Source organism: Paucilactobacillus vaccinostercus DSM 20634 (genome assembly GCF_001436295.1).
Classification (GTDB): Bacteria; Bacillota; Bacilli; order Lactobacillales; family Lactobacillaceae; genus Paucilactobacillus; species Paucilactobacillus vaccinostercus.
The window spans coordinates 43,266-66,190 of the sequence record NZ_AYYY01000001.1; the positions used below are offsets into that span (position 1 = coordinate 43,266).

The 22,925-nt window shown below is 46.3% G+C and carries 23 protein-coding genes; all 23 read right to left on the reverse strand.

The window, feature by feature from the left end; translation table 11 throughout:
* Positions 1-14: 14 nt before the first annotated feature.
* The 23 genes from glmU to trpS all read right to left on the reverse strand — a co-directional run bounded on the left by glmU (position 15) and on the right by trpS (position 22,690).
* Entirely contained in the window at positions 15-1,382 is a 1,368-nt protein-coding gene (gene glmU / locus FC26_RS00200) for a bifunctional UDP-N-acetylglucosamine diphosphorylase/glucosamine-1-phosphate N-acetyltransferase GlmU (RefSeq protein WP_057777040.1), read from the reverse strand.
* 2 nt (positions 1,383-1,384) lie between these two features.
* Entirely contained in the window at positions 1,385-2,230 is an 846-nt protein-coding gene (gene purR / locus FC26_RS00205) for a pur operon repressor (RefSeq protein ID WP_057777041.1), read from the reverse strand.
* Positions 2,231-2,536: 306 nt separating this feature from the next.
* Positions 2,537-3,325, reverse strand: a complete 789-nt coding sequence (locus FC26_RS00210) for a metal ABC transporter permease (protein WP_057777042.1) — start codon at positions 3,323-3,325, stop codon at positions 2,537-2,539.
* The gene (locus FC26_RS00215) at positions 3,325-3,996 is read right to left on the reverse strand and encodes a metal ABC transporter ATP-binding protein (RefSeq protein WP_235809446.1); all 672 of its coding nucleotides are present in this window, start codon (positions 3,994-3,996) and stop codon (positions 3,325-3,327) included. The genes FC26_RS00210 and FC26_RS00215 overlap by 1 nt, the downstream gene beginning before the upstream one ends.
* Before the next feature lie 142 nt (positions 3,997-4,138).
* On the reverse strand, positions 4,139-5,098 hold the full coding sequence (locus FC26_RS00220) for an alpha/beta hydrolase (RefSeq protein ID WP_057777044.1): 960 nt from the start codon (positions 5,096-5,098) through the stop codon (positions 4,139-4,141).
* Positions 5,099-5,129: 31 nt separating this feature from the next.
* Complete coding sequence (gene epsC, locus FC26_RS00225) at positions 5,130-5,681, reverse strand: serine O-acetyltransferase EpsC (protein WP_057777045.1); 552 nt, start codon at positions 5,679-5,681, stop codon at positions 5,130-5,132.
* Positions 5,682-5,714: 33 nt separating this feature from the next.
* The gene (locus FC26_RS00230; protein WP_057777046.1) at positions 5,715-6,854 is read right to left on the reverse strand and encodes a trans-sulfuration enzyme family protein; all 1,140 of its coding nucleotides are present in this window, start codon (positions 6,852-6,854) and stop codon (positions 5,715-5,717) included.
* A 20-nt stretch (positions 6,855-6,874) separates the two neighbouring features.
* Positions 6,875-7,786 (reverse strand): PLP-dependent cysteine synthase family protein, encoded by a 912-nt coding sequence (locus tag FC26_RS00235; protein ID WP_057777047.1) that lies wholly within the window; start codon positions 7,784-7,786, stop codon positions 6,875-6,877.
* A gap of 263 nt (positions 7,787-8,049) precedes the next feature.
* Positions 8,050-8,829 carry a DUF4931 domain-containing protein gene (locus FC26_RS00240; protein ID WP_057777048.1) on the reverse strand — a complete coding sequence of 260 codons (780 nt, stop codon included), beginning with the start codon at positions 8,827-8,829 and terminating at the stop codon, positions 8,050-8,052.
* A 69-nt stretch (positions 8,830-8,898) separates the two neighbouring features.
* Entirely contained in the window at positions 8,899-9,753 is an 855-nt protein-coding gene (gene ispE, locus FC26_RS00245) for a 4-(cytidine 5'-diphospho)-2-C-methyl-D-erythritol kinase (RefSeq protein ID WP_057777049.1), read from the reverse strand.
* 145 nt (positions 9,754-9,898) lie between these two features.
* A complete protein-coding gene (locus FC26_RS00250; protein WP_083483696.1) occupies positions 9,899-10,999 on the reverse strand; it encodes a CapA family protein in 1,101 nt (366 codons plus the stop codon).
* A 293-nt stretch (positions 11,000-11,292) separates the two neighbouring features.
* On the reverse strand, positions 11,293-11,541 hold the full coding sequence (locus tag FC26_RS00255; protein WP_057777050.1) for a Veg family protein: 249 nt from the start codon (positions 11,539-11,541) through the stop codon (positions 11,293-11,295).
* An 89-nt stretch (positions 11,542-11,630) separates the two neighbouring features.
* Positions 11,631-12,524: a 16S rRNA (adenine(1518)-N(6)/adenine(1519)-N(6))-dimethyltransferase RsmA gene (rsmA, locus tag FC26_RS00260; protein WP_057777051.1), complete on the reverse strand. Its 894-nt coding sequence runs from the start codon at positions 12,522-12,524 to the stop codon at positions 11,631-11,633.
* A complete protein-coding gene (gene rnmV / locus FC26_RS00265) occupies positions 12,499-13,086 on the reverse strand; it encodes a ribonuclease M5 (RefSeq protein WP_057777052.1) in 588 nt (195 codons plus the stop codon). The genes rsmA and rnmV overlap by 26 nt, the downstream gene beginning before the upstream one ends.
* Entirely contained in the window at positions 13,073-13,882 is an 810-nt protein-coding gene (locus FC26_RS00270; protein WP_057777053.1) for a TatD family hydrolase, read from the reverse strand. The genes rnmV and FC26_RS00270 overlap by 14 nt, the downstream gene beginning before the upstream one ends.
* 105 nt (positions 13,883-13,987) lie before the next feature.
* Positions 13,988-16,018, reverse strand: a complete 2,031-nt coding sequence (gene metG / locus FC26_RS00275) for a methionine--tRNA ligase (protein ID WP_057777054.1) — start codon at positions 16,016-16,018, stop codon at positions 13,988-13,990.
* Positions 16,019-16,271: 253 nt separating this feature from the next.
* Positions 16,272-17,132, reverse strand: coding sequence for a DUF72 domain-containing protein (locus FC26_RS00280; protein ID WP_057777055.1), 861 nt, complete (start codon positions 17,130-17,132; stop codon positions 16,272-16,274).
* Between the two features lie 92 nt (positions 17,133-17,224).
* Entirely contained in the window at positions 17,225-17,548 is a 324-nt protein-coding gene (locus FC26_RS00285; RefSeq protein WP_057777056.1) for a hypothetical protein, read from the reverse strand.
* Between the two features lie 52 nt (positions 17,549-17,600).
* On the reverse strand, positions 17,601-18,299 hold the full coding sequence (locus tag FC26_RS00290) for an NAD-dependent protein deacylase (RefSeq protein WP_057777057.1): 699 nt from the start codon (positions 18,297-18,299) through the stop codon (positions 17,601-17,603).
* A gap of 5 nt (positions 18,300-18,304) precedes the next feature.
* A complete protein-coding gene (locus FC26_RS00295; protein ID WP_057777058.1) occupies positions 18,305-19,258 on the reverse strand; it encodes a hypothetical protein in 954 nt (317 codons plus the stop codon).
* Positions 19,245-20,516, reverse strand: a complete 1,272-nt coding sequence (locus tag FC26_RS00300; protein WP_057777059.1) for a hydroxymethylglutaryl-CoA reductase, degradative — start codon at positions 20,514-20,516, stop codon at positions 19,245-19,247. The genes FC26_RS00295 and FC26_RS00300 overlap by 14 nt, the downstream gene beginning before the upstream one ends.
* Before the next feature lie 23 nt (positions 20,517-20,539).
* Positions 20,540-21,466 (reverse strand): Ppx/GppA family phosphatase, encoded by a 927-nt coding sequence (locus tag FC26_RS00305; RefSeq protein ID WP_057777060.1) that lies wholly within the window; start codon positions 21,464-21,466, stop codon positions 20,540-20,542.
* Between the two features lie 207 nt (positions 21,467-21,673).
* Entirely contained in the window at positions 21,674-22,690 is a 1,017-nt protein-coding gene (gene trpS / locus FC26_RS00310) for a tryptophan--tRNA ligase (RefSeq protein ID WP_057777061.1), read from the reverse strand.
* Between the last annotated feature and the right edge of the window lie 235 nt (positions 22,691-22,925).

Here is a 22,925-nt window from a genome sequence, read left to right on the forward strand (position 1 = left end):
TTAAATTGCAAGTTTTACCAGGGTAATTTTTTCGCATATCCTGGCTTATTGGTCTGACGAGCACGGGCAATTGCCATATCAAATTGTTCCGTACTATCAGTAATCGTTGATCCAGCTGCCACAAATGAATCTGCAGCAATATCAACCGGCGCAATTAAGTTACTATTGCTACCGATAAAGGCATGGTCGCCGACGTTCGTATGGTGCTTTGAAGTTCCATCGTAGTTAACAAAAACAACACCACAACCAATGTTAATGTTATCTCCCAACGTCGCGTCACCAATGTACGTCAAGTGGCCGACCTTGGTGCCCTTACCAATATAAGCCTTCTTCACTTCCACAAAGTTCCCAATATGGGCCCCTTCACCAATTTCAGAAGCTGGTCGCAAGTGACTGTTAGGCCCAATATCGCTGCCCGTGTGCATTTCAGAATCTTCAATTGTTGATGAGGTGACCTTTACTTCATCATGGATGGTTGAATCAATAATTTCCGAATGGGCACCAATGAAGCAGTCCGAACCAATGACGGTCTTACCTTTAAGAAGAACCCCGCCTTCAATGACCGTATCCGAGCCAATTTTAACATCGGCATCAATATAGGTACTTTCGGGATCCAATAGCGTGACCCCATTTTTCATCAATCTTGTGTTAATTCGCTCACGCATCACCTTATTGGCCCGTGCCAAAGCAACCCGATCATTAACACCCATTGATTCATCGAAATCTGCCATCTTGTAGGCCCCCACGATATCGCCGCGCTGCTTCAAAATACTGATCACATCGGTGAGATAGTATTCGCCCTGTGCATTATCGTTTGTGAGTAAGTGTAATGCAGCAAACAATTTTTGGTTGTCAAAGCAGTACACACCCGTATTGATTTCATGAATATCTTGTTCATCACGAGTGGCATCCTTTTGCTCCACAATTTTTTCCACAATCCCAATATTATTCCGAACAATTCGACCATATCCGGTAGGATCTGGTGCAACGGACGTTAAAACTGTCGCCGCCGCCTTTTTAGCTTCGTGGTATTCGAACAAATGTGCAAAAGTTTCGGCTGTGAATAAAGGTGTATCTCCACTGACAACAATGGTTTCTCCATCCAAGTTTCCCAAAATATCTTCAGCTTGAAGAACCGCATGGCCGGTTCCAAGTTGTTTCTTTTGTAGGACGTACCGGGTCCGTTCGCCGAGTTCGTTTTCGACATCCTGAGCACCAAAACCAACAATGGTAACCACGTTATCCATCTTGTTTTGCTCGATTTGTGTCAACACGTGGTCGACCATCGTTTTACCACAAACCTGATGAAGCACTTTATAAAGTTTCGACTTCATCCGTGTTCCCTTACCAGCTGCTAAAATAATTGCGTTTCTTGTTGCCATCTTTACTTGTTCCCCATTTCTGTTCCAAATACCGTGCTCAAGTAATTACCAGGTTGTGCAGCAATCGTTTGATTATTCACATCAACCGCGTTGACCTTCACCAGTGACGTGTAGTTGTCTACCAACCGATGACCCGTAAATTCACCTTCTGCAAACACCGTCATACCAACAAGGTGTGCGTCAAACTCATTAATTAAAGAGCGCATCCCATTTAGGGTTCCGCCGCCCTTCATGAAATCATCAACGACCAACACATTAGCCCCTTCTTGCAGGCTCCGTCGCGATAGTTCCATTTTCTCAATTCGTTTGGATGATCCTGAAACATAGTTGACACTCACCGTTGATCCTTCGGTGATATGCGAGTCATTTCTAACAATGACAAATGGGACGTTCAGATAGGTTGCGACACTTTGCGCAATCGGAATTCCCTTAGTAGCTACCGTCATCACGGCATCCACATCTTGATTCAGATACTGGGTCGCAATTAAGCGCCCAACCTGGCGTAAAATATCTGGCCGACTTAATAAGTCGGATAAATAGACGTAGCCCCCTGGGAGTAATCGGCTCTCATCGTTGACTTCACCAATAATTTGGGCAATGAAGTTCTCGGCATCTTCTCTCAAAATATACGGAATGAAGCGTGCACCACCGGTTGCTCCCGGTAATGTTTCTAGAATTCCTGTTCCCCGCTCCTGGAATGTCCGTTTTAAAATCCCCAAATCTTCACTAATCGATGATTTGGCAGATTCGTACCGCTCACCGAAAAACTTGAGGGAAACCAACGTCCGAGGATGTTCCAGTAAATATCGTGTCATATCGACCAAGCGATCGCTTCGTCTGGTTTTCATCGCCGTTACCCCTTTACATCTAGTGTTAGCATTTTGAATGTTATCCTTATGAATAATACCATAATTGTTCGTGTTTTACTTAAATAATGATAAAAAATATTTAACTTACTAAATGTTATGCCAATTTACTCAAGCAACCCTGCTATCCGTTCAGCAGTCTTTTATCCGTTTCTCATAATTTCTAACGCCAAAAAAATTAATTCTACTATATAATAGCGTGCCTAATGCGCTTTCATTTGACCCGTAGAAAAAGTCATGATTGGGGGAGTTGCCGACCAAACATGACTTTTAATTTCTGGTAAACATCTAAGCGCGACGGGCATGCCAGAGGGCCGCCACAAAAATCAGCACTTCGATTGTTGCGATAAAGAAGCTCACCGGCCAATTAGTCAGGTATCCCAGATACAGACCGAGCCAGGTTCCCACCAGTGCAAAAATAATCGCGAGAACAATCATCTTAAAGACACCATGAACAAAATATTTGGCACTCGCTGCCGGCAATGTTAGCAGGATAAAAATCAGAAGTGACCCCACGATTTGTGCTGCGACACTGACGCTCAGTGCTAATAGCACTAAGAAAACAATGGAAATCAAGGTTCCGTTAATCCCGTTCACGCGCGCACCGACCGCATCAAACGATTCAAACTTCAGTGATCGGTACATGAGCAAGATGACCACGATAATGACCAGTGATAGTCCCGCAATCTGCCACACTTCAGCGCTACTAATGCCGATAACGCTCCCAAACAAAATGCTCGTGGCAGAACTAGACGTTTGATCAGAAATCGCGAGAAATAAAATCCCGAGGCCTAAAAACAACGCCGATACCGCACTAATCACGGATTCCCGACGGGCCGACTTCACGCTCATTTGCCCGACCATCGCGGAACTCAACACCGTAAAAAGAAGCATGCCATTAAGGGCTGGCCACCCGACAAACACTCCAAACGCGGCACCCGCAAACCCAATCTCTGCCAATGTGTGGGTTAAAAAGGACATGTTACGGGCAATCACAAAGACGCCCATTGTGCCACAAATAATAGCAATAAAGGTCCCCGCCACAAATGCATGACGCATAAAATCATAACTTAGCATTACTGTTCCTCCACTTGTTCGACCGGTAAATCAGCAATCTTACCTGTCGTGTATTTAAAGTGTTCCATCATGAGGAAATGATCGGCGTACCGCTGTGCAAGTGGCAGATCATGAGTAATAAAAATCACACTTAAGTCCTGACCATGCTGAAATTTTGCGACGAGATCCAACAATTCATATTTCATTTCGTTGTCCAAACTCGCCGTTGATTCATCCAAAATCAAAAGTTCTGGCCGATTAATCAACGCCTGAGCAAGGTACGCCCGCTGCTTTTCGCCCCCGGAAGCTAATCCCACGGGCCGATTGGCAATCTTTAATAGGTTGGTTTGTTGCATCACTTCATCTAATCGCTGCACTTCCGCTTTATTCAGCCATGGTAGTCGACGATTAATCAAGCTCAGTGCCACAAAATCGCGCACCGAAAGTGGATACTCTTCGTCTAGGTTTCTAAATTGGGGCACATAACCAATTTTCATTTTCTTTTTAGGTTCACTAAATTCAATCACACCGGCCTTAGGTTTCAACTGTCCCAAAAGCGCTCGAACGAGGGTCGTTTTTCCCACGCCATTTTCACCAATTACGGCCAGAAAATGTCCTGCTTGCAGGTGAAAGTTTAAATCATCAATGACATCTTCATCCCCATAGGATAAAGCTAGTCGTTGAACGTTCAATACATCACTAATATTTACATCTCCTACTAACTAAATTGTAATAATTACTATTTAGTAGTTTACTAAAGTCACTTTACTTTGGCAACAGAAAAAATTCGTCCACCGTCAATGATGAACGAATTTTAAGGTTGATAACTAAATCTTAAGCTGTGGGATGGCTCTCTTGGACACGATCAACCAAATTGAGAAATTTCTCCACCACTCGCCGATACTTGGCCGGGTTCACATAAATTGATTCAATATGATCCGCCGTTGGTTCAACGTATAGTTTTTTCGGTTGGTTAGCGGCGTGATACAGTTCAAACACATTCTTCACCGGAACCGTTTGATCTCGCCCACCATGAATCAACAGCAATGGCAATTGATTGCGCTGTACCTGTTGTAAAATATCACCATCTTGGAATGCGTAGCCATCACGAACCTTCGAAATCGTACTAGCAATCGCCACAAATGGGACCGCTGGAAAATGGTATTTGTGACGAAGACGATATTTACCTTCCGCAAAAACGTTGCTATACCCACTATCGGCGATAATGCCGACAACGTTTTTCGGGAGGTCCTCACCGCTCACAGCCAGGACCGTTGTCGCGCCCATGCTGATTCCAAAGAGTAAAATTTGAGCATTCTCGTTTTGCCGTTTCAGAACTTCATGAATCCACTGCAGATAGTCCTGCCGGTCAAGCCAGCCAAGACCAATTACATTGCCCTCACTCTTACCATGCGCGCGAGCATCGGGCATTAAAAGACTGTACCCCTGCTCGTAAAATACACGGGCGTATACCCCCACCTGCTGACGTGAATGATGTAGGCCATGGGCCAAGATAACCACTTTACCAGTCGGAGCCGGATTCTGTACAAAACTGGCCGCCAGTTTGAGCCCATCCTCGGTCGTAATCTGCCACTCTTCAGCATTCAGGTGATCAAACCAATCATTGTCCACCGGATTATTTTGGCTGATCGATTTGTCCTGTCCCTGCTTTTTTTGCTTATCTGAAAATCCAGTCGCAAACCGGTACACTAGTGCTGAGCCGACGATTAATCCCGCGCCCAACGCCGCCGTCGTATGTTGAACGAGCTTAAATTGTTTCGTTTTTGTATTCACAAATTCACCTTCTCACGTATTCAAAGGCTTATTATACACCGCTTGCCACTGAATTCGAATAATTTCGTATCACCGTGTGTGATTCTTGGTGCACAATTCGGCCCGGATTACCGACAACCGTTGCATCTGCCGGAATATCGGCCAGAACCACCGTTCCCGCACCAACTTTGGCACGGGCCCCCACATTAATTCGTCCCAGCAACAAAGCATTGGCGCCAATGAACACATGATTAGCGACATAGGGATGACGACGGCCAGTTTCGTTGTGCCGTGATCCAAGTGTGACGCCATGCAAAATAGTCACATAGTCCCCCACAATTGCCGTTTCACCAATCACAACCCCGTGCCCGTGGTCGATAAATACATGGTGTCCAATCTGGGCGCCCGGATGAATTTCAACATCCGTCACACGCTTCCCGAAATGTGCAATCATTGCGGCGAGGAGATACCGATGATGCTGGTAAAGCCAGTGTGCAACCCGATAAAAGCCCAACGCATGGAATCCAGAATAGGTTAAAAGCACCTCCCAGACCCCTTTAGCTGCCGGGTCCTGGTTTACGATGTACTTCGCTGCAGCTAACATCGCGTCCCCTCCTTTCCGTCTTTTGATGTCAACTTAAAGTTGGTTGAGTCCTTGTTGAACATCTTCAATTAGATCAGTTTCATCTTCGAGGCCCACTGATAAACGAATGAGTTCATCTTTAATTCCGCTCGCCAATCGAATTTCCCGCGGAATTGAACCGTGAGTCATTACTGATGGAATTTCAATCAAACTTTCCACGCCACCCAGACTTTCAGCTAGTGACACAATTTTAAGGCCCTCGACAAACTTCTTCGGATCTAGTCCGTCACGGAGCTCAAATGAGATCATGGCACCGAAGTGGGTCATTTGTTTCTTTGCAATCTCATAACCGTCAAAGTCCGGATCTCCCGGGTAATAAACCTTAGCCACCCGATCATCGTGTTTCAATAAATTCACAATCGCAGCCGCATTTTCGTGGTGCACGCGCATCCGTGCCCCCAACGTTTTCATCCCCCGTTGTAACAACCAGCTATCGTCTGGTCCAAGAACCGCACCAATTGAGTTCTGTAAAAAGGCGATTTCTTCGGCAAGTTGATCGTCATTGGTAACCGCAAAGCCAGCCACCAAATCGCTGTGACCGCCGAGATACTTCGTGGCCGAATGAACCACAATATCTGCACCTAATGCCAGTGGATTTTGGTTATATGGTGTCGCAAACGTATTATCCACAATGGTCTTCAATCCGTGTTGTTTGGCAATTGCGCTGACAGCCGCAATATCTGAAATCTTCAGTAATGGGTTAGTGGGTGTTTCAAAGTAAATGGCCACCGTATCGTCTTGAATGGCTGCTTCAACCTGTTTTAAGTCTGTCATATCAACCGTTGTAAACGTGAGGCCAAACTTCTTGAGCACCTTGTTAATGAGCCGGAACGTTCCACCGTAAACATCATTTCCAACGACAAAATGATCGCCGGCCTTAAAAAGAGAGAAAACGGTGTGAATCGCGGCCGACCCAGATGCAAACGCAAACCCGGCCGTTCCCTGTTCGATATCCGCAATCAGCTGTTCTACTGCGGCTCGTGTGGGATTGCCAGTTCGCGAATACTCCCAGTCGGGTTGCCCACCCAGCACTTTTTGGTGGAACGTTGAAGCCCGATAAATCGGCATCGAAACTGCCCCAGTCGTTGGATCCTCACTCATACCGCCATGAATTAACTTCGTATCAAATTTCATTATTAAATTCCTCCATTTTTTTAGTCGTAAATATTTTCGCTCAAATAACGCTCGCTTGAATCTGGAAAGATCGTTACAATCGTTGAATTTGCTGGCAGTTCTTTGGCCATTTCTAAGCTCGCTGCTAATGCTGAACCACTCGAGCTCCCCACAAATAGCCCAAATTTAGCTGCCAATTGGTGCACGTGGTCAAATGCCGCCTGATCACTAATTGTTTTCGTGACGTCAATTTGAACATCATCGAAAAACGGAGGAATAAATTCCACCCCAATGCCTTCGGTCCGATGACTGTGTGAGGGACCACCATTCAAAATCGAGCCCTCCGGTTCAACAACCACCGTCTTCATCGTGGGATAAACATCGTGCAGGGCTTTGGCAGTGCCAGCGAACGTTCCCCCACTACCGGCACCAGCGACGAAAGCATCAATCCGTTGTCCGGCTAGGTCGGCTAAAATTTCAGGACCCAATGTTGTTTGGTAAATTCGCGGGTTGGCAACATTTTCAAATTGCATTGGAACGTATGAATTATCGATCTCATCAGCTAGGGCTTCGGCCTTCTTCATAGCCCCCTTGATCCCCTCTTCGGAGGGTGTGTTAATAATTTCGGCCCCCAGAGCGCGCATCAAGGTTTGCTTTTCGAAACTGAACTTAGCCGGTACCACTAGTTTGACTGGTAAACGATACTTTTGCGCGGCTAAGGCCACCCCAATTCCTGTGTTACCTGCCGTTGGTTCAATGATCGTGGTGCCTGCCGTAATTGCGCCAATTTCTATGCCGTGTTCGATCAGGGCCATCCCCAACCGATCCTTGATGCTGCCACCGGGGTTAAACGATTCTAACTTAGCGTAAATTTGACTGTCATTAGGTGTCGGCACCGCCAATTTCATTAAGGGGGTGTGTCCGATTAATTCGTAAATATTATTGACCAACATTGTGATAACTTCCTTTCGAATTTGAGGATAAAAAAAGGGCGTAAATTCAAAATTGAATTTACGTCCCATACGATTTATCCCGATGTAATTGAAGTGCGAGTTCAAATTTTAGGCACACCAACTAGTGGGTCGCATAAGACGCGATCCACAGCAACATACATTTGCAAAATTAATATTGTACGCTTGTGTCATTTGAACTACCTCCGTTTAATTGCAATTAGAATACCCTAGATTTTTTCACCTGTCAAACTAAATTTTTATTTTTAATACGCGAATGCCTCAAATTGAGCCCGCATCTGAGCACTAATTTCGGCCACTCGTGCGTCGTTATTCACCTGCACCAACTTATACCCAATCGCGTACGGCGACGTGGGATACCGGGGGACCACCTTACAAATCAGGTGGGCTTTTTGCCGGTAAAAAAAGAGGTTATATGAGTGACACCGGCCCCGATTATAATCGGTCAAAAAATAGTGGGTCAACACCCGAATGGCATCCGCCATTTTATCACTGGACGCTACCGAATCAATCAAAATGTTGGCTTCGACAAATCCTAACACCGGCTGGTCCGAAAGTGTCACACAACAGTGATCAGACGCAATGACTGTCGGCCCCGTAAAGTTCTCGGGACCGATATTTTCATAACCGTCTACCTCCTCCAATCCAACAATCTGAAGATGGGGATGGGTAAGACTACCGCCCGATAATGGCCCAAAATTTTTGTACATCAGTACACTTTGATAACGTGGGTCGGATAATAACTGTTGCCAAGCCGCTAGTGCAAAACGAATAATATCGCGACTTTCAGTTGCGGAATAGTTACTAAAATCACCATCATGACGGTGTGATTCAATCAACACTGTTTGCGTCGTCTTCGCGAGTGTCGGAAACTTGTTCATCAGCCAAATCATATCCCCACGCTGCTCAATGATATCGGTCAGTGCCTCGGTATCGCAAAACGGGCAAGCATTGTGCGGATGACGAATAGTTTCTGGTTTATTTTTCGCAATTTGTGATTGAAAAACTAATTCATGTTTAAGCACCTGACATTCTCCTTTGGTCACAAACGAGGGACTGCAACTCGGTATGCAGTCCCTTCTCTTCAGTGATTGTTACAATGCTCGGACGAGATAAACCTCATGGCAAAAGCCCCGGAGACTATTTTGGAGCCGTTTGGCTTGTGATAATTTTTTGCAGACCCCGAATACGGTCGGCCCCGTCCCACTCATTTGCGCCACCGATGCGCCGTGATCCAACATTTTTTGTTTCAACTTCATAATTTCTGGATACATTTGATTGGTCAATGGTTCCAAAACATTTCCCATCGCATCAAACATCATTTCTTCGTCAACTTGTTCCAAGCCCTGAATGATCTGTTCAATATTCACATTATGATTTAACCGTTGATAATCAATTCGTTTCAAGATGGTCGGCGTTGAGACACTCACCTTTGGCTTAGCTAGCACAATCGAGTAATGCGGAAACGGAGCTAACAGATTGACCTTTTCCCCATGCCCCGTGACGTGTGCCGTTTGATTATACACGCAATATGGTACGTCAGAATCGATCGTCAATGAGATTTTGGCAAGCTCTTCCAGACTGAGTCCCAAGTGCCAGATTCGGTTCAATGCCCGCAATACTGCCGCTGCATCTGCCGATCCGCCTCCTAGACCGGCCGCCACCGGAATGTTTTTCTTGATGCGAACCGTCACACCATCTTTTTGGTGGAATCGATTGCGCAATATATGGACCGCCTGATAGGCCAAATTACGTTGGTCGTTCGGCAAAAAGCCGCTATCGGTGTAAACCTTAATCTGGTGATGTTTTTGAAACACCTCCACGCTCACATAGTCCGCTAAGTCAATGGAGGTCATGATCATGTTCCACTGCGGCGAGCCATCTGGATATCTCATTGGCGTATCTAGTCCCAGGTTAATCTTCGCCGGTGCTTTCTCAATCACATTCACCAGATACGCCTCCTTTTTCGTTAGTTATAGATATGCCAATTATACTAATTTTTAGGAGACGGGGCAATAAAAGAAGGCGGGACTTGTGAGAAGTCCCCTCACGAAACCCCATGACCACAGCTAATCGTCATGTTCGTCGGTCCGTTCACTTCGGCAATGTAGTAAAATGCGCACTAATGCGATTATCTAACGTTGGGGATAACTGATTCATGTACTGAAGAACTGCCACTTTCTGGCTTCCTGTATACGGTGTTGGCACATAGTCATTGTGACTATCGGTGGTCGAAATCCGGGTTGGAATCACACGGAACTTCATGGCACTCATCTTTTTGCCCTTCACCATCATATTGGTCTGTAAAATAAACGAGCGCTTATCGGCAGGATTGGGATTCCCCCCAAAGGCAAAGTTGCTCATCGAGTAGGCAATCAGCTTACCCTTGTACGATTCCATCGACTCAATCACGTGTGGATGTGAACCGATCACCATGTCAGCCCCGTGGTTAATTGCGTAATGGGCTAACGTCTTTTGCGTGTCATTCGGATAGGCATTGCGCTCAATTCCCCAATGGAAGTATGGTATCACAACCGCACATCCCTGCTTGCGAAGTGAACGAATGTCCTTGGTAATTTTTTGCTTATCAGCCCTTGTGGCCGCCCATCCTTGGTATCCTAAAAAGCCCAGCTTGACGCCCTTGACCGTCTTCACGTACCGATAACCTTCACCAAAGTAACCCAACTGGGCTTTTTTTAAAATCTCAATCGTGTCTTGAAAACCGCCCTTACCATAATCAAAAATATGATTATTGCTAACTGTAACGGTATCAATCCCGCCCACTTTGAGGGCCGCGACTAATTTCGGATTACCCTTGAAATGAAAGACAATGTTACCAGGCTTGGCGGCCTCTTGTCGACTGTCAGATGCAAATGTCGTTTCCAAATTGGCGACCGTTAGATCATCATGTTTAAAATACTGACTCACATTCTTGAAAAAATAGTGTGGATCATTACCATGTTGAGCCCACACCGTTGGTAAATTCGTGGCTGCTTTAAGCTGAGGATCTGTTCCTAAAGTGTCGTCTCCCATGAATGATAAGTGAACGGTTTTCGTTGTTTTAGTCGCTGTCTGAGTGGTTGCCGCCCCCTTCTTGGCAACCGTATTTTGCCCATGATATCCCACTAAAATAGCAATCAGCACAACGCTTGCAGTAATAATCATCCCAATTTTGATTTGCCTAATTTTCCCCATAATTAAACTCCTCGCTTAATAATTGAATAATCGAATCCTTCGATTCAATCTCCCTTACTACTATAATTCATCACTAATGCAATTGAAACCGATTCCAGTAAAAAAGCAATCATCAGTAACCGATGATTGCCCTGACGTATAACGATGGGTCGAACGATAAATGACTTCCATCGTTAATTCGTTTGTTTTGCCTATTTAATATTAATTAACAAACAAATATATTTTTTTGTTCATTACTCTCTTTTTTTCATGCCACTAAAAAAACCAATGACTTAAGCCATTGGCGTTTTTAGTTAAATTAATGAATCGTCCTCAAAATCAATCTCGATATTCTTGGTCAGCACATCCGTGTAACTGTACGATACCCGTTCAAACGAATTTTCATCCTGATTCAAATCGACAACGAAGACTGCTGGGTAGGTTTCACTCAAAACGCCATGACGTTTAGTGACTTTTTTGCGTCCTGCCTGCGCAACAACTAACAACTTTTCACCCACACGGGCGTCAAGCTTAGCCTTGATGCTCTGAATTGTTATTGGCATCTAATTCACCTCACTGTGAAACTATTATACGCCTGTTTCACAAAAATAGCAAATTTTACCACACTTGTCCCTAATTGGCAAGACCTGAATTAGATTAGTTCCGCGTCCCGTAACCGATTTGCGAGCAAAATAAACTGGTCGAGCGATAACCTTTCGGGTCGAACCGAGGGTGCAATCGATAGCTCCGTTAGGATGGTTTGCGTTTGAGCCTTCTTATCAGCCCCCTTGCCAACCACACCCTGCAGATTATTAGCCAGCGTCTTACGGCGATGGCTGAAGCACCCCTTAATGAGCCGGAACAAGCCTTTTTCATCATCGGGTAACACGGCTAGTGCCTCATGGCGGGGCGTTAACTCGACAATCGCCGAATCCACATTTGGTGCGGGCACAAACACGGTCCGTGGCACTTCAAACGCCAAGCGGACGTCCATCTTATACTGAATTGCAAGCGATAGTGTCCCGTACGCCTTGGTTCCTGGTTCCGCCGCCAAACGCTGGGCGACTTCCTTTTGCATCATCACCACAATGCTTGCCCACTTCACGTCAACGCTCAGTAGCTGCATCAAAATTGGCGTCGTAATGTAGTAAGGCAAGTTGGCCACAACCTTGATCGGACGACTCGGATCGCTAAATTCCTCGTTGATCAGGGTCTTAACATCAGTTTTGAGAACGTCTTTGTTGATCACCTTGACGTTATCGTAGTCAAATAGGACCTCGTATAAAACATCTAGTAGGTCTTCATCAATTTCAAGGGCAACCACTTCACCGGCTGCTTGCGCCAATTTTTCGGTCAATGCCCCAATCCCAGGGCCGATTTCAATGACGTTATCCGCTTTTGTGATTTCAGCGGCACTCACGATGTTATTCAAAACATTCGTATCAGTCAGAAAGTTTTGCCCCAAACTCTTTTTAGCACGTAATCCGTAACGTTCAAGGATCGCTTTTGTTCTAATCGGATTACCGATTTCTGGTTTCTGATTCATGTTGTTCCTCCGTTAATAACTGGGCGACCGCCTCATCGAAACGGGCCTTGGAAATCCGAAATAAATTCAATCGCTTGAGTAATTGTTTACCGTTCCCGTACCCGATTCCCAATAACTCACCCAATCGTTGCCGCCGTTGTTTCGCCTGCGCCCCATTTGCCAGCCCAGCCGCCCGGATGTCACTGGCAGTAATGGTTGCGGCGTGTGGCTCCGTCTCCTGAGTATAGAGATGCGCAAGTGCCTGCTGAATTACCTCAGGGGTGGCATGCTCCACCCCGAGACTCCCACCGCTCACCTCTGGAATACCTTGGCTCCGCTTGATAAAAGCGTGCTTAACCCCAGGGATTGCCTGTGAAATCATCTTTCGGAGTCGCTCGCCATTAAAGTCAGGATCGGTAAAGACAATGAGTCCACGCGTCTGCTGCAACTGCTTGAGCTGTTCAATATTGGCGGCTGAGAGTGCTGAGCCATTGGTCTCAAAAGTATCCGCGTTCACAGCCTGTGCGAGCCGCTTCGTATCATCCTTACCCTCGACCACGATGACTTCCTTAATCTTTTGCATGGTGACTCCCAAATAGTTGGACCGTATTAGCAAACGTCGCGTCAGCAACCTCTTTGGCACTCATTTCACGTAACTGCGCGATGGCATCCACCACAAACTTAGTGAAGCCCGGTTCATTTTGCTTACCACGATATGGGGTTGGTGTTAAATATGGGGCGTCAGTTTCCACCAGTAACATTTCTAATGGTGTTTGTTTGACAGATTCGTGAACCTCTTTGGCGTTTTTGAAGCTGGCCACGCCACTATAAGAAATATGCATCCCCAAATCCAAAAACTTCTTAAGCCACTCCGGATCACCGTTGAAGCTGTGCATGACTCCCCCAATGTCACGGACGTCTGCCGCCTTCAAAATCTTGTACGTATCTTCAAACGCATCACGATCGTGAACTGAAATTGGGAGGTGAAGATCTTTCGCAATCTGGACTTGACGCGCAAAAACGTCGCGCTGAACATCTTGTGGTGAGGTATCCCAATGATAATCGAGACCCATTTCCCCCATCGCCACTACCGCCGGATCGGCCAATTGTTCGATGAGCTGCTTTTCAACAGTCTGATTATAGTCTTTGGCGTTTTCTGGGTGCCAGCCGACAATTGCGTGCAGTTGGTCGTAGTCATGAGCCAACTGCAGGGCGCGCTCGTTTAAAACAGCGTCTGAGCCGACAATGTTCATCTGGTTGACCCCAAAATGTTTAGCACGGGCCAAATAGGCGGGAACTTCATCGTAAAACGTATCATCGTTTAAATGCGTATGTGAATCATAAATATTTAGTTTTTCGTCATGTGTGTAAATTGCCATGGTGATTCTCCTTTGCTGGCTCATGAGATCTGTTTTCGCAATAAATGCGAAGAATCAGCGACTGTTTTCGGTCACGATTCTTCGCATTTGCTGTCACTCTAATTCTTATTCGACGCCTGAACCGTTCACGAGTTCATCTGGCACAATAACTAATTTTACCTCGCCATCGTGTTCTGCAGACAACAACATGCCCTGACTCAGTTCGCCACGCATCTTACGAGGCTTCAAGTTCGCCACGATCAATACTTTTTTACCAACCAATTGTTCTGGTTCTGGATACCACTTAGCGATTCCAGAGAGAATCTGACGACCTTCAGCCGTCCCATCGTCTAGTTGGAACTTCAAAAGCTTGTCCGCACCTTCGACATGGTCGGCGGCCTTGATTTGCGCGACTTTAATTTCAACCTTATCAAAGGCTTCGATCCGAATGGGCTTTTTACCGTCTGTTTCGGTAGCTTCTTCAACCTTAGTTTGTGCTTCTTTCTTAGCAGCTTCCATTGCGGCACGTCCCTTCTTCTTTTCATCCTTTGTCATTTCACCCTGAATAAAGGCTACTTCTTGCTCAACATCTAAACGAGGGAAGATTGGTTCACCCTTGGCCACAACATGCGCGGTCGTTGGGAAATCATTAAATTCAAGGGCACTAATTTGAAGATTATCGCCTTCAATGCCGAGTTGACGCATCATCTCAACCGGAGCCTTTGTCATAATTGGTTGTAACAAACCAGCAATGACCCGTAAGCTCTTAGCTAAGTGACTCATAACGTCCACGAGCTGTGCGCCCTTAGTCTCATCCTTCGCTAAAATCCAAGGTTGGGTTTCATCAATATACTTGTTGGCCCGCGAAACTAACTTCCAAATGGCCTTGAGGGCGTCACTAAAGTGCATCTGGTTCATCAAATCTTTAAACTCAGTAATGGCTGCTTGCGCCGTTTGTTCTAGATCCGCATCAAACTCGGTTGTTTCACCATTATCGGCAATTATCAAGCCGCCTTCATACTTGTTGATCATGGCAATGGTCCGGTTTAACAAGTTTCCGAGGTCATTTGCTAAATCAAAGTTCACCTTATCAACAAAGTCTTCCGGCGTAAAGATACCATCATTACCATAAGGCATCGCGCGTAACAAGTAGTAGCGAACAGCATCAAGCCCATAACGTTCAACCAACGTTTCTGGATAGATGACGTTCCCCTTAGACTTCGACATTTTGCCGTCCTTCATGAGCAACCACCCATGACCGAAGACCTGTTTAGGCAGATCCAAACCGAGGGCGTGTAACATGATTGGCCAGTAAATCGTGTGGAAACGGACGATTTCTTTTCCAACCATGTGGACATCGGCTGGCCAGTACTTCTTAAAGTTACCATCATCATCAGTGCCATACCCAAGCGCGGTAATATAGTTCGTCAAAGCATCGATCCACACGTAAACCACGTGCTTTGGATTACTCTTGACCTTAACGCCCCAGTTGAAGGTTGTTCGTGACACGGCTAAATCTTCCAAGCCAGGTTTGATAAAGTTATTGATCATTTCGTTCATCCGAGCAGCGGGCTGAATGAAGTCTGGGTGCGTCTTATAATAATCGAGCAACCAGTCGGCATACTTACTCATCTTGAAGAAGTAGGATTCCTCTTTCACGAGTTCAACCTCGTGACCGGAAGGCGCCTTCCCGCCAATGACCTTGCCGTTATCATCACGGTAAACTTCAGCTAGTTGCGTTTCGGTAAAGTATTCTTCATCGGAAACAGAGTACCAGCCTTCATATTCGCCCAGATAAATATCCCCCTGAGCTAATAACTTTTCAAAGATCTTTTGCACTGCTGCTTCATGATAGTCGTCGGTAGTTCGAATAAATTTATCGTTAGAAATGTCTAATAATTGCCACAGATTCTTGATTCCGGCAGCCATTTCATCCACGTAGGTCTGTGGATCTTTTCCTAATTTTTCAGCCTTTTCTTCGATTTTGAGACCATGTTCGTCCGTCCCGGTGAGGTAAAAGACATCGTAACCCATCAGCCGCTTGAAGCGTGCCTCCGCATCACAGGCAATCGTGGTATACGAATTACCAATATGTAACTTACCAGATGGATAGTAAATTGGTGTTGTAATATAGAATGTTGGTTTTTGTTCAGCCATATGAGGCCTTCCCTTCTTACTTAAAATTAACTTTTAATTATTAGTACGTATTTGTACATATTAGATTACAGTATAGCAAATTCTGAGAGTAGATTCCATACAAGCGAGACCGTTTCGTTGTAAAACCGGTGCCCTATTAAGCCGGTACTGGCCACTTATTATCTGCCAAGCCGTTGTCCCTTGTTTCTCTCTAAGCGGTCAGCGTGAACTGCTAGTCGATTGCCTGTTACCTGTAGTCACCAAGCCACCGGGCCTAAAACAGATCCATTTGTTCAGGTGGTCGTTTAGCAAGACCGGCAAATGACACGTGCAACATTTCTTGCAGGCGTAACGCATTCGGGGCCGCATCCTTACCAGAGTTATTATTGAAAATCACGCAAACTTCTCGTACCTGCGATTTGACGCCATCAATGACTTGGCTAAACTGTGTCAGTTCTTCGTCGCTATACCGATAGAGCGTCCGTTTTTTGCGCCACTCTTTTCCCGGTTGGTTCCAACCGGTCATATTGCGACCGTGCAGTCGCAGCATCACCAGATCAGGGTTCGTCACGGCCAGTTGGAATGGCACCGAGCCTGCTGCCGTTTGTGCCTCGTCAGCTGCGACAAGCGTCATCTTTAATTCTTTCAGATACCCCGTTAAGGACTGCAAAATAATCGGATCAAACCAAGTCGCATTGCGAAATTCTACCGCGATCGGCACAGCGGGCAAAAGAGCCCGTACCCGTCTTAGATACGTAAAATTTTCGGTATTCGCCTGAAAATATGGCGGAAACTGAAACAAAACCGTCTTTAACTGATTAGCCGCAATGAGCGGCTGAAGCATTTCTAAGTACGTTTGAAAGATTTGACGGCGGGCTTCATCAGAAATGGGCGCCGCCTGCCGATCAACCGCTGGATGTAACGTCATTTCACGATGAGCTTTGATAATAAATTGAAATTGTGCTGGCACCAAGGCCTGCCACTGATGAACGGTCGACGCCTTAGGAATGCCATAAAACGCACTATCTACTTCCACCGTCGGAAACCGGGCTGCATATTCATCCAACAAGACATCACGTGGTTCCTTAATCAATGCCGGATGATCCGTCCATGTTGTTAATCCAATTGTTATCATCTATTCTCCCCTGCTCCCACAAAAGTAATCGAGCCCGCTATTTTCACAGCGCGCCCGACCATTATGCCATTATTTGATTTCATGCTCAAGTCTTAGAACCGTTCCAAGGCCCGCACCAGTTGCATTTCCTGATCGGAAAGCCGACCCGTAAACTGTTGCGATAGTTGCATGCCGGTGCTGCGGTAATTTCGCCGAATCACGGCGAGGCATAGGTCAATTGCCCCAATCAGCAATACCACAATCATCGCGTTATTTTGCACCATTGTTTGGTTAAACAATGTCACCCGTGTGCCATCCACGATCACACATATGATGCCATAAACGACCGCGCAATCAAACAAAACCTGAAACATTCGAATAGTTCGCATCTTCCGAATAGTTCTATCTAACTGATCAAAAATCATTTCACGTGTCATGACGATCACCTCTTAGATCAATTGTAACCGATTTCATTGGTGAAATAAATAGTTATACTTCGAGTTCACTGAAAAATTGAACGGCATCTTCTTGAATCATTTCAAACTTCACCGGAAGTGATAAGGCCTCCTGATTGACCGCAATCACGGTGGCCTGTGGATTACGATAATTCAACAACCCCGCAAACGGGTAAACACGCATTGATGTCCCAACGATCACCACTAAATCTGCTTGTTGCAGGTAGGCCAACGAGCGGGTAATCGCTTCACTAGGAATGCCTTCATCGTACAAAACAATATCGGGTCGTAGCGGTCCCCCACAACCTTGATGAATGCGATTTTTGAGATAGTCGTGCCAATCCACCGATTGATGACATTTTTCACAGGATACGTGAAAGAGGTTTCCATGAAAATCAACTAATTCCTGCGTTCCTGCTACCTCGTACAAGTTATCAATATTTTGGGTAATGACCGCAGCTCGCCCCTGATTCGTGAGTTCCGACTGCTTGTCGTGAATCACATTCGGCTGAGCATCCGGGAAATAGAGGTTTTGTTTACAAAAGTCGTAGAACTCCTGCGGATCAGCCTTAAAAAATGCGTGACTCAGATAGTATTCCGCATTTTTATTTTGCGTGTATAACCCATTAGCCGATCTGAAATCTGGAATCCCCGACGCCGTCGAAACACCGGCTCCGGTTAGAAAAACAATATGCTGTGCCTGATCAAATTGTGTTTGAATTGCAGCATCCACGTTGATCACTTCCTTACGATATAAGGCATCTTAATCTGCTTGAAAAAGTCTTCCACGGTCTGATCGTAAATATCCTTAAAGAAATCTGCTGACTGATCCTTCGGTGGGTTGACCACGAAAGAGTTTTGCCGATCATTACGCCGCAACCCAATATAGGCCTTCTCGCCAGTTTCACGATCATCCATTTCGGAATGGAACACTTCGAATAGTTGACGGACTTGAAGGCGAAGCTGCCGTTCACTAAAGGCGCTCGATAACGTGGTAAATTCGTTATTATGCAAGGCCGGCAAGCCCCATTCGTTCATCACATCATCAAACTGCCCAAACAACTTAACGATTGCACGGCGCATGGCAAACGGTGAATCCACGGGTTTAGCGGTCAATTCATCATACAGATGATGTGCCGCCGCAAACGCCTTAGGATACCGCTTTTGCAAATGTTCTGTTACCTGATCCAGGTGGTCACCATAAAAGACACAGGCGTCCAGTAAGGTCAGGAGACGGAGTGTGCGTTCGTCATCGTCTTTACCAGTTTCGGCCGTCAACGTCTCGTCGATTCCCTTGAGGTAGTACTGTTCGATTTGGTCATCGATCAATCCGTGCTTGCGTTGTTCCGCAACGACCACTAAATGCATCGCAGCACTGTAAAGATCGGTCGCCATAATCATCAATTGCTCGTCTAACTTCTGATCTCCAAATGAGACCTGAAAGAAGATCTGGGGAAATCCCTGCATGAGCATCAATACATGGAGCAGTTCATGCGACGCCGTATAATCTGGTGCCGTCACATCCGTCAAGGTAATCACCAAGCCGTCTGATAAGATCTCTTGTTTTGCTTGATCATGACGGACAAATCCGGCCTGCTCATCTTCGGCACGAAGAATCACAATTCCCGGATACTGTTGATTGACCGTATCGAGAAGATTTTGTGCCGCTTCATTTAATTTAACTTCTGCCATTGGTTTGTTCCTTTCGTAATTGCATTAACTGGTCCACTGCCACCTGGCGGTCAACTTGGGCCAGGCCTCCTAGTCTTGTCACTAGTGACTCAACTTCCGTCGGCTGGGCACCAACTGCCAGTGCCAGTGACCGATACTGCAGTTTCATATGACCGGCCTGAATGCCGGTCGTTGCCAGCGCCTTTAACGCGGCTAAATTTTGGGCAAGGCCCACACTCGCGATCACCGCCGCGAGTTCATGGACCGATTTAAATTGGGTTAGTTGCCGGTTTAACTGCACCATGGGGACAATGCCAATCGAACCGCCCACCGTTCCTAACGGTAATGGTACCACCAATTCACCACACAACTGATCACCGACGACTTGCCATTCACTAAGTCCCCGGTACTGTCCATCGCGTACAGCTGCGGCGTGGGCCCCGCTTTCCACGGCGCGCCAATCGTTACCCGAAGCAATCACCGCCGCATCAATCCCATTCATGATCCCTTTGTTATGCGTTGCCGCACGGTACGGATCGATCTGCGCAAGATGGCTCAGTTCGGCAATCTGCGCGGCAACTTGCTCACCAGACCACTCACCGGTCGCAAGCTGAGCAAGTTCAATCTGGCAATTGACCGTCTGAGTACTTGCCGTGGCCAAATTACTCAAAATAGCCGTCACCACGTGATACCCGACCGTCCGCAAATGGTGCGCCACTGCTTCACACATCGTATTAACCACGTTGGCCCCCATTGCCTCGCTAACATCAATCAACAGGTCAACCGACAAATAGCCATCCGGTAACGGCCGTAATTTGAGCTGCTGCGCACCCGCACCACGGGCTTTCATTGACGGATGGGCTTGATTGGCAATGGTTAACAGTTCGGCAGTATGGGCCTTCAGCCATGTCGTTACCGGTGCTAGCTCAGTTATCTGACTGAGCACAACCTGACCAATCATTTGTCGTGCACTACTTTGGGCCGTAAAACCGCCACTTTGTGCAACGATTTTAGCACCGTTATTCGCGGCGGCCACCACCGAAGGCTCTTCAGTCACCAATGGGACGCAGTACGCGCGCTGATTAACCACCATGTTGAGCACCAGCCCCTCCGGAATGGTAAACTCACCCACATAGTTTTCAATCATCTGGTCACCATGGGCCGACGTGTTCTGTGCCAACAACTGCCGCTGGGCTGCAGTAAGTTGAAAGCGATCCGCAATCAACGCCTGCCGGTTCTCTAACGACTGCTTATAGAAACCATGTTGCCACTGTGCCATCATAATCCCTCCGTCACTCTTGGCTACTGTTCACTTCTTTGTTTAACATACTCGGCGATAATGCCTTCACGAACACCACTTTCCGAAAAGATTACCCGACCATCGCTACTGCGTTGGAGGAGACAAATTAGTGGAAGCATGCCGCCAACAATGATGTCAGCACGCTCTGGTTCCAATCCTGAAATCTTCTTTCGTTGGGACAGGTTCTTATTTAAAAGTTCCCGGTAAGTTGCGTACACAGCGCGGGCTGATAAATGGTATCCGTGAATGCTCCCACGGGTCTTATGACGATAATTACGACTCATTCGGGCCAACGTCCGGTTGGCACCACCGAGTAAGACAATCGGGACATGATGCGCATACTTCAACCATGGTATCTTAGTAAGGCGTTCATTAACCCCTACCTGAGCTCGGAACAAGTCAACCGCCTTGACATATCCACCAAGGTGATACTGCTCCGAAATATTCACGGCGCCGATTGGAATGGAAATCAAGTTGCGGGCCTTCTTATGCTGAACCAAAATCAATTCGCAACTCGCACCACCGGTATCCAGAATCAAGCAGTGATCGAGTTGGAGGGTTCGCACAACACCAAGATAATCATAATACGCTTCCTTAGCACCGGATAGCACTTGAAGCTCAAGTCCCACTTCATCCTTGACCCGCTTTAGAAATTCAGCTTGATTTTTTGCCTGACGGACCGCCGCCGTCGTGATCGCACGAACCTTGAGGTGGGGTAAGCCATCGTATAATTTCTTAAATCGTTTCAACGCTGCAATTGTCCGGTTCATCGCGTGTTCTTGGAGCATTTTTTCCCGGCCCATCCCTTCCGAGATGCGGGAGTCTTCTTTTACACGTTTAACTTCTTTAAAGCTCCCATCAGGGGCAATTTCGGTAATCGCCATGCGCACTGAATTTGAGCCTAAATCAACAATTGCCAAGTTCTCCAATTTTTTCACCTCCAGTGCGTTTAAAAATATCTCATTAACTTTTTATTATTCCTTTCAATAATACCATTTCACGCGGATAACAGCACTTAAAAATTATAATCTGCACGATCGACCTATCAAATTAAAACGATTCCTTCAAAACCAAAAACCCCGACATTTCTGTCGGGGCATTTCTGAAATCACAGAATTCAAAATTAACGCCTGAGCTTAGCCAAAGTAATTGATGCCAATCGCATCGCGAACTTCTTTCAATGTTTGGTTAGCCACCACATTGGCCTTCTCTGATCCCTCTTTTAGGATCTGATAAACGTAGTCAAGGTCTTGTTCGTACTGGGCACGACGATCACGAATGGGAGCCAAAACATCCTCCAGCACTTCGTTTAAGTAGCGCTTGATCTTAACGTCACCGAGACCACCAGCTTGGTACTGCGCTTTCAACGCGGCCACTTGAGCCTTATCCTGATCAAAAATATCGAGGTAGGTGAAGACCGTGTTGCCTTCCACGTGACCAGGATCGCTGACTTTAATATGTTCAGGATCGGTGTACATTGACATGACCTTTTTAGAGACGGTATCCGCATCGTCTGACAGGTAAATAGCATTGTTCAACGACTTACTCATCTTGGCATTCCCATCCAAACCAGGAATTCGTCCTAGTCCTTTTGGTGGGAAGTAGCCTTCAGGCTCCACTAAAATATCCTTTTGGTAAATTGTGTTGAACGACCGGACGATTTCACGCGTTTGTTCCAACATTGGTTCTTGATCATCACCAACAGGCACCGTATCCGCCTTAAAAGCCGTAATATCAGCAGCTTGACTCACAGGGTAGATGAAGAAACCAGCTGGCACGCTTTCGCCAAACTTCTTTTGTTTGATTTCAGTCTTTACGGTTGGGTTGCGACTGATGCGGTTAACTGACACAATGTTTAAATAGTGCATCGTCAGCTCGTTCAAGGCTGGAATTTGTGATTGAACAAGAATGGTCGACTTAGCCGGATCAATGCCCACGGCCAAGTAGTCCAGAGCGACTTGGATCAGACTGTTGCGAATCTTTTCGGGATCACGAGCGTTATCAGTCAGCGCCTGCTGATCAGCAATCATGATGTAATTGTCGTATTCACCAGAATTTTGTAATGCGACCCGGTTACGTAATGAGCCGACATAATGCCCAATATGGAGCTTACCCGTTGGGCGGTCACCAGTTAAAATTGTTTTCTTTGCCATGAGATTATTTTCCTCCAATGTTATAAAAAAAGCCTACTGCAAAAAATGCAATAGGACGTCGTCGCGCGGTACCACCTAGCTTGCAGCATATGTGCTGCCACTTTATCCCTTAGGGCGGGAAACCACATGATCCAATTCGCGCTTTAGAAGTCCTTTCACCAACCACACTTCTCGCTTAATTCACGCTACTCTTAACTCTTTAAGTTTACCGATTAAATGGAGGAATGTAAAGATG

Bases quoted from the DNA above. Each gene is read 5' to 3' on its own strand.
- FC26_RS00285 (WP_057777056.1), bottom strand. From the start codon at position 17,548: ATGACACGTGAAATGATTTTTGATCAGTTAGATAGAACTATTCGGAAG.
- metG (WP_057777054.1), bottom strand. From the start codon at position 16,018: ATGGCTGAACAAAAACCAACATTCTATATTACAACACCAATTTACTAT.
- FC26_RS00300 (WP_057777059.1), bottom strand. From the start codon at position 20,516: ATGGCACAGTGGCAACATGGTTTCTATAAGCAGTCGTTAGAGAACCGG.
- trpS (WP_057777061.1), bottom strand. From the start codon at position 22,690: ATGGCAAAGAAAACAATTTTAACTGGTGACCGCCCAACGGGTAAGCTC.
- FC26_RS00235 (WP_057777047.1), bottom strand. From the start codon at position 7,786: ATGTTGGTCAATAATATTTACGAATTAATCGGACACACCCCCTTAATG.
- FC26_RS00270 (WP_057777053.1), bottom strand. From the start codon at position 13,882: ATGGCAATTTACACACATGACGAAAAACTAAATATTTATGATTCACAT.
- FC26_RS00280 (WP_057777055.1), bottom strand. From the start codon at position 17,132: ATGATAACAATTGGATTAACAACATGGACGGATCATCCGGCATTGATT.
- rsmA (WP_057777051.1), bottom strand. From the start codon at position 12,524: ATGAATCAGAAACCAGAAATCGGTAATCCGATTAGAACAAAAGCGATC.
- glmU (WP_057777040.1), bottom strand. From the start codon at position 1,382: ATGGCAACAAGAAACGCAATTATTTTAGCAGCTGGTAAGGGAACACGG.
- rnmV (WP_057777052.1), bottom strand. From the start codon at position 13,086: ATGCAAAAGATTAAGGAAGTCATCGTGGTCGAGGGTAAGGATGATACG.
- purR (WP_057777041.1), bottom strand. From the start codon at position 2,230: ATGAAAACCAGACGAAGCGATCGCTTGGTCGATATGACACGATATTTA.
- FC26_RS00295 (WP_057777058.1), bottom strand. From the start codon at position 19,258: ATGGCAGAAGTTAAATTAAATGAAGCGGCACAAAATCTTCTCGATACG.
- FC26_RS00230 (WP_057777046.1), bottom strand. From the start codon at position 6,854: ATGAAATTTGATACGAAGTTAATTCATGGCGGTATGAGTGAGGATCCA.
- FC26_RS00250 (WP_083483696.1), bottom strand. From the start codon at position 10,999: ATGGGGAAAATTAGGCAAATCAAAATTGGGATGATTATTACTGCAAGC.
- FC26_RS00255 (WP_057777050.1), bottom strand. From the start codon at position 11,541: ATGCCAATAACAATTCAGAGCATCAAGGCTAAGCTTGACGCCCGTGTG.
- FC26_RS00210 (WP_057777042.1), bottom strand. From the start codon at position 3,325: ATGCTAAGTTATGATTTTATGCGTCATGCATTTGTGGCGGGGACCTTT.
- epsC (WP_057777045.1), bottom strand. From the start codon at position 5,681: ATGTTAGCTGCAGCGAAGTACATCGTAAACCAGGACCCGGCAGCTAAA.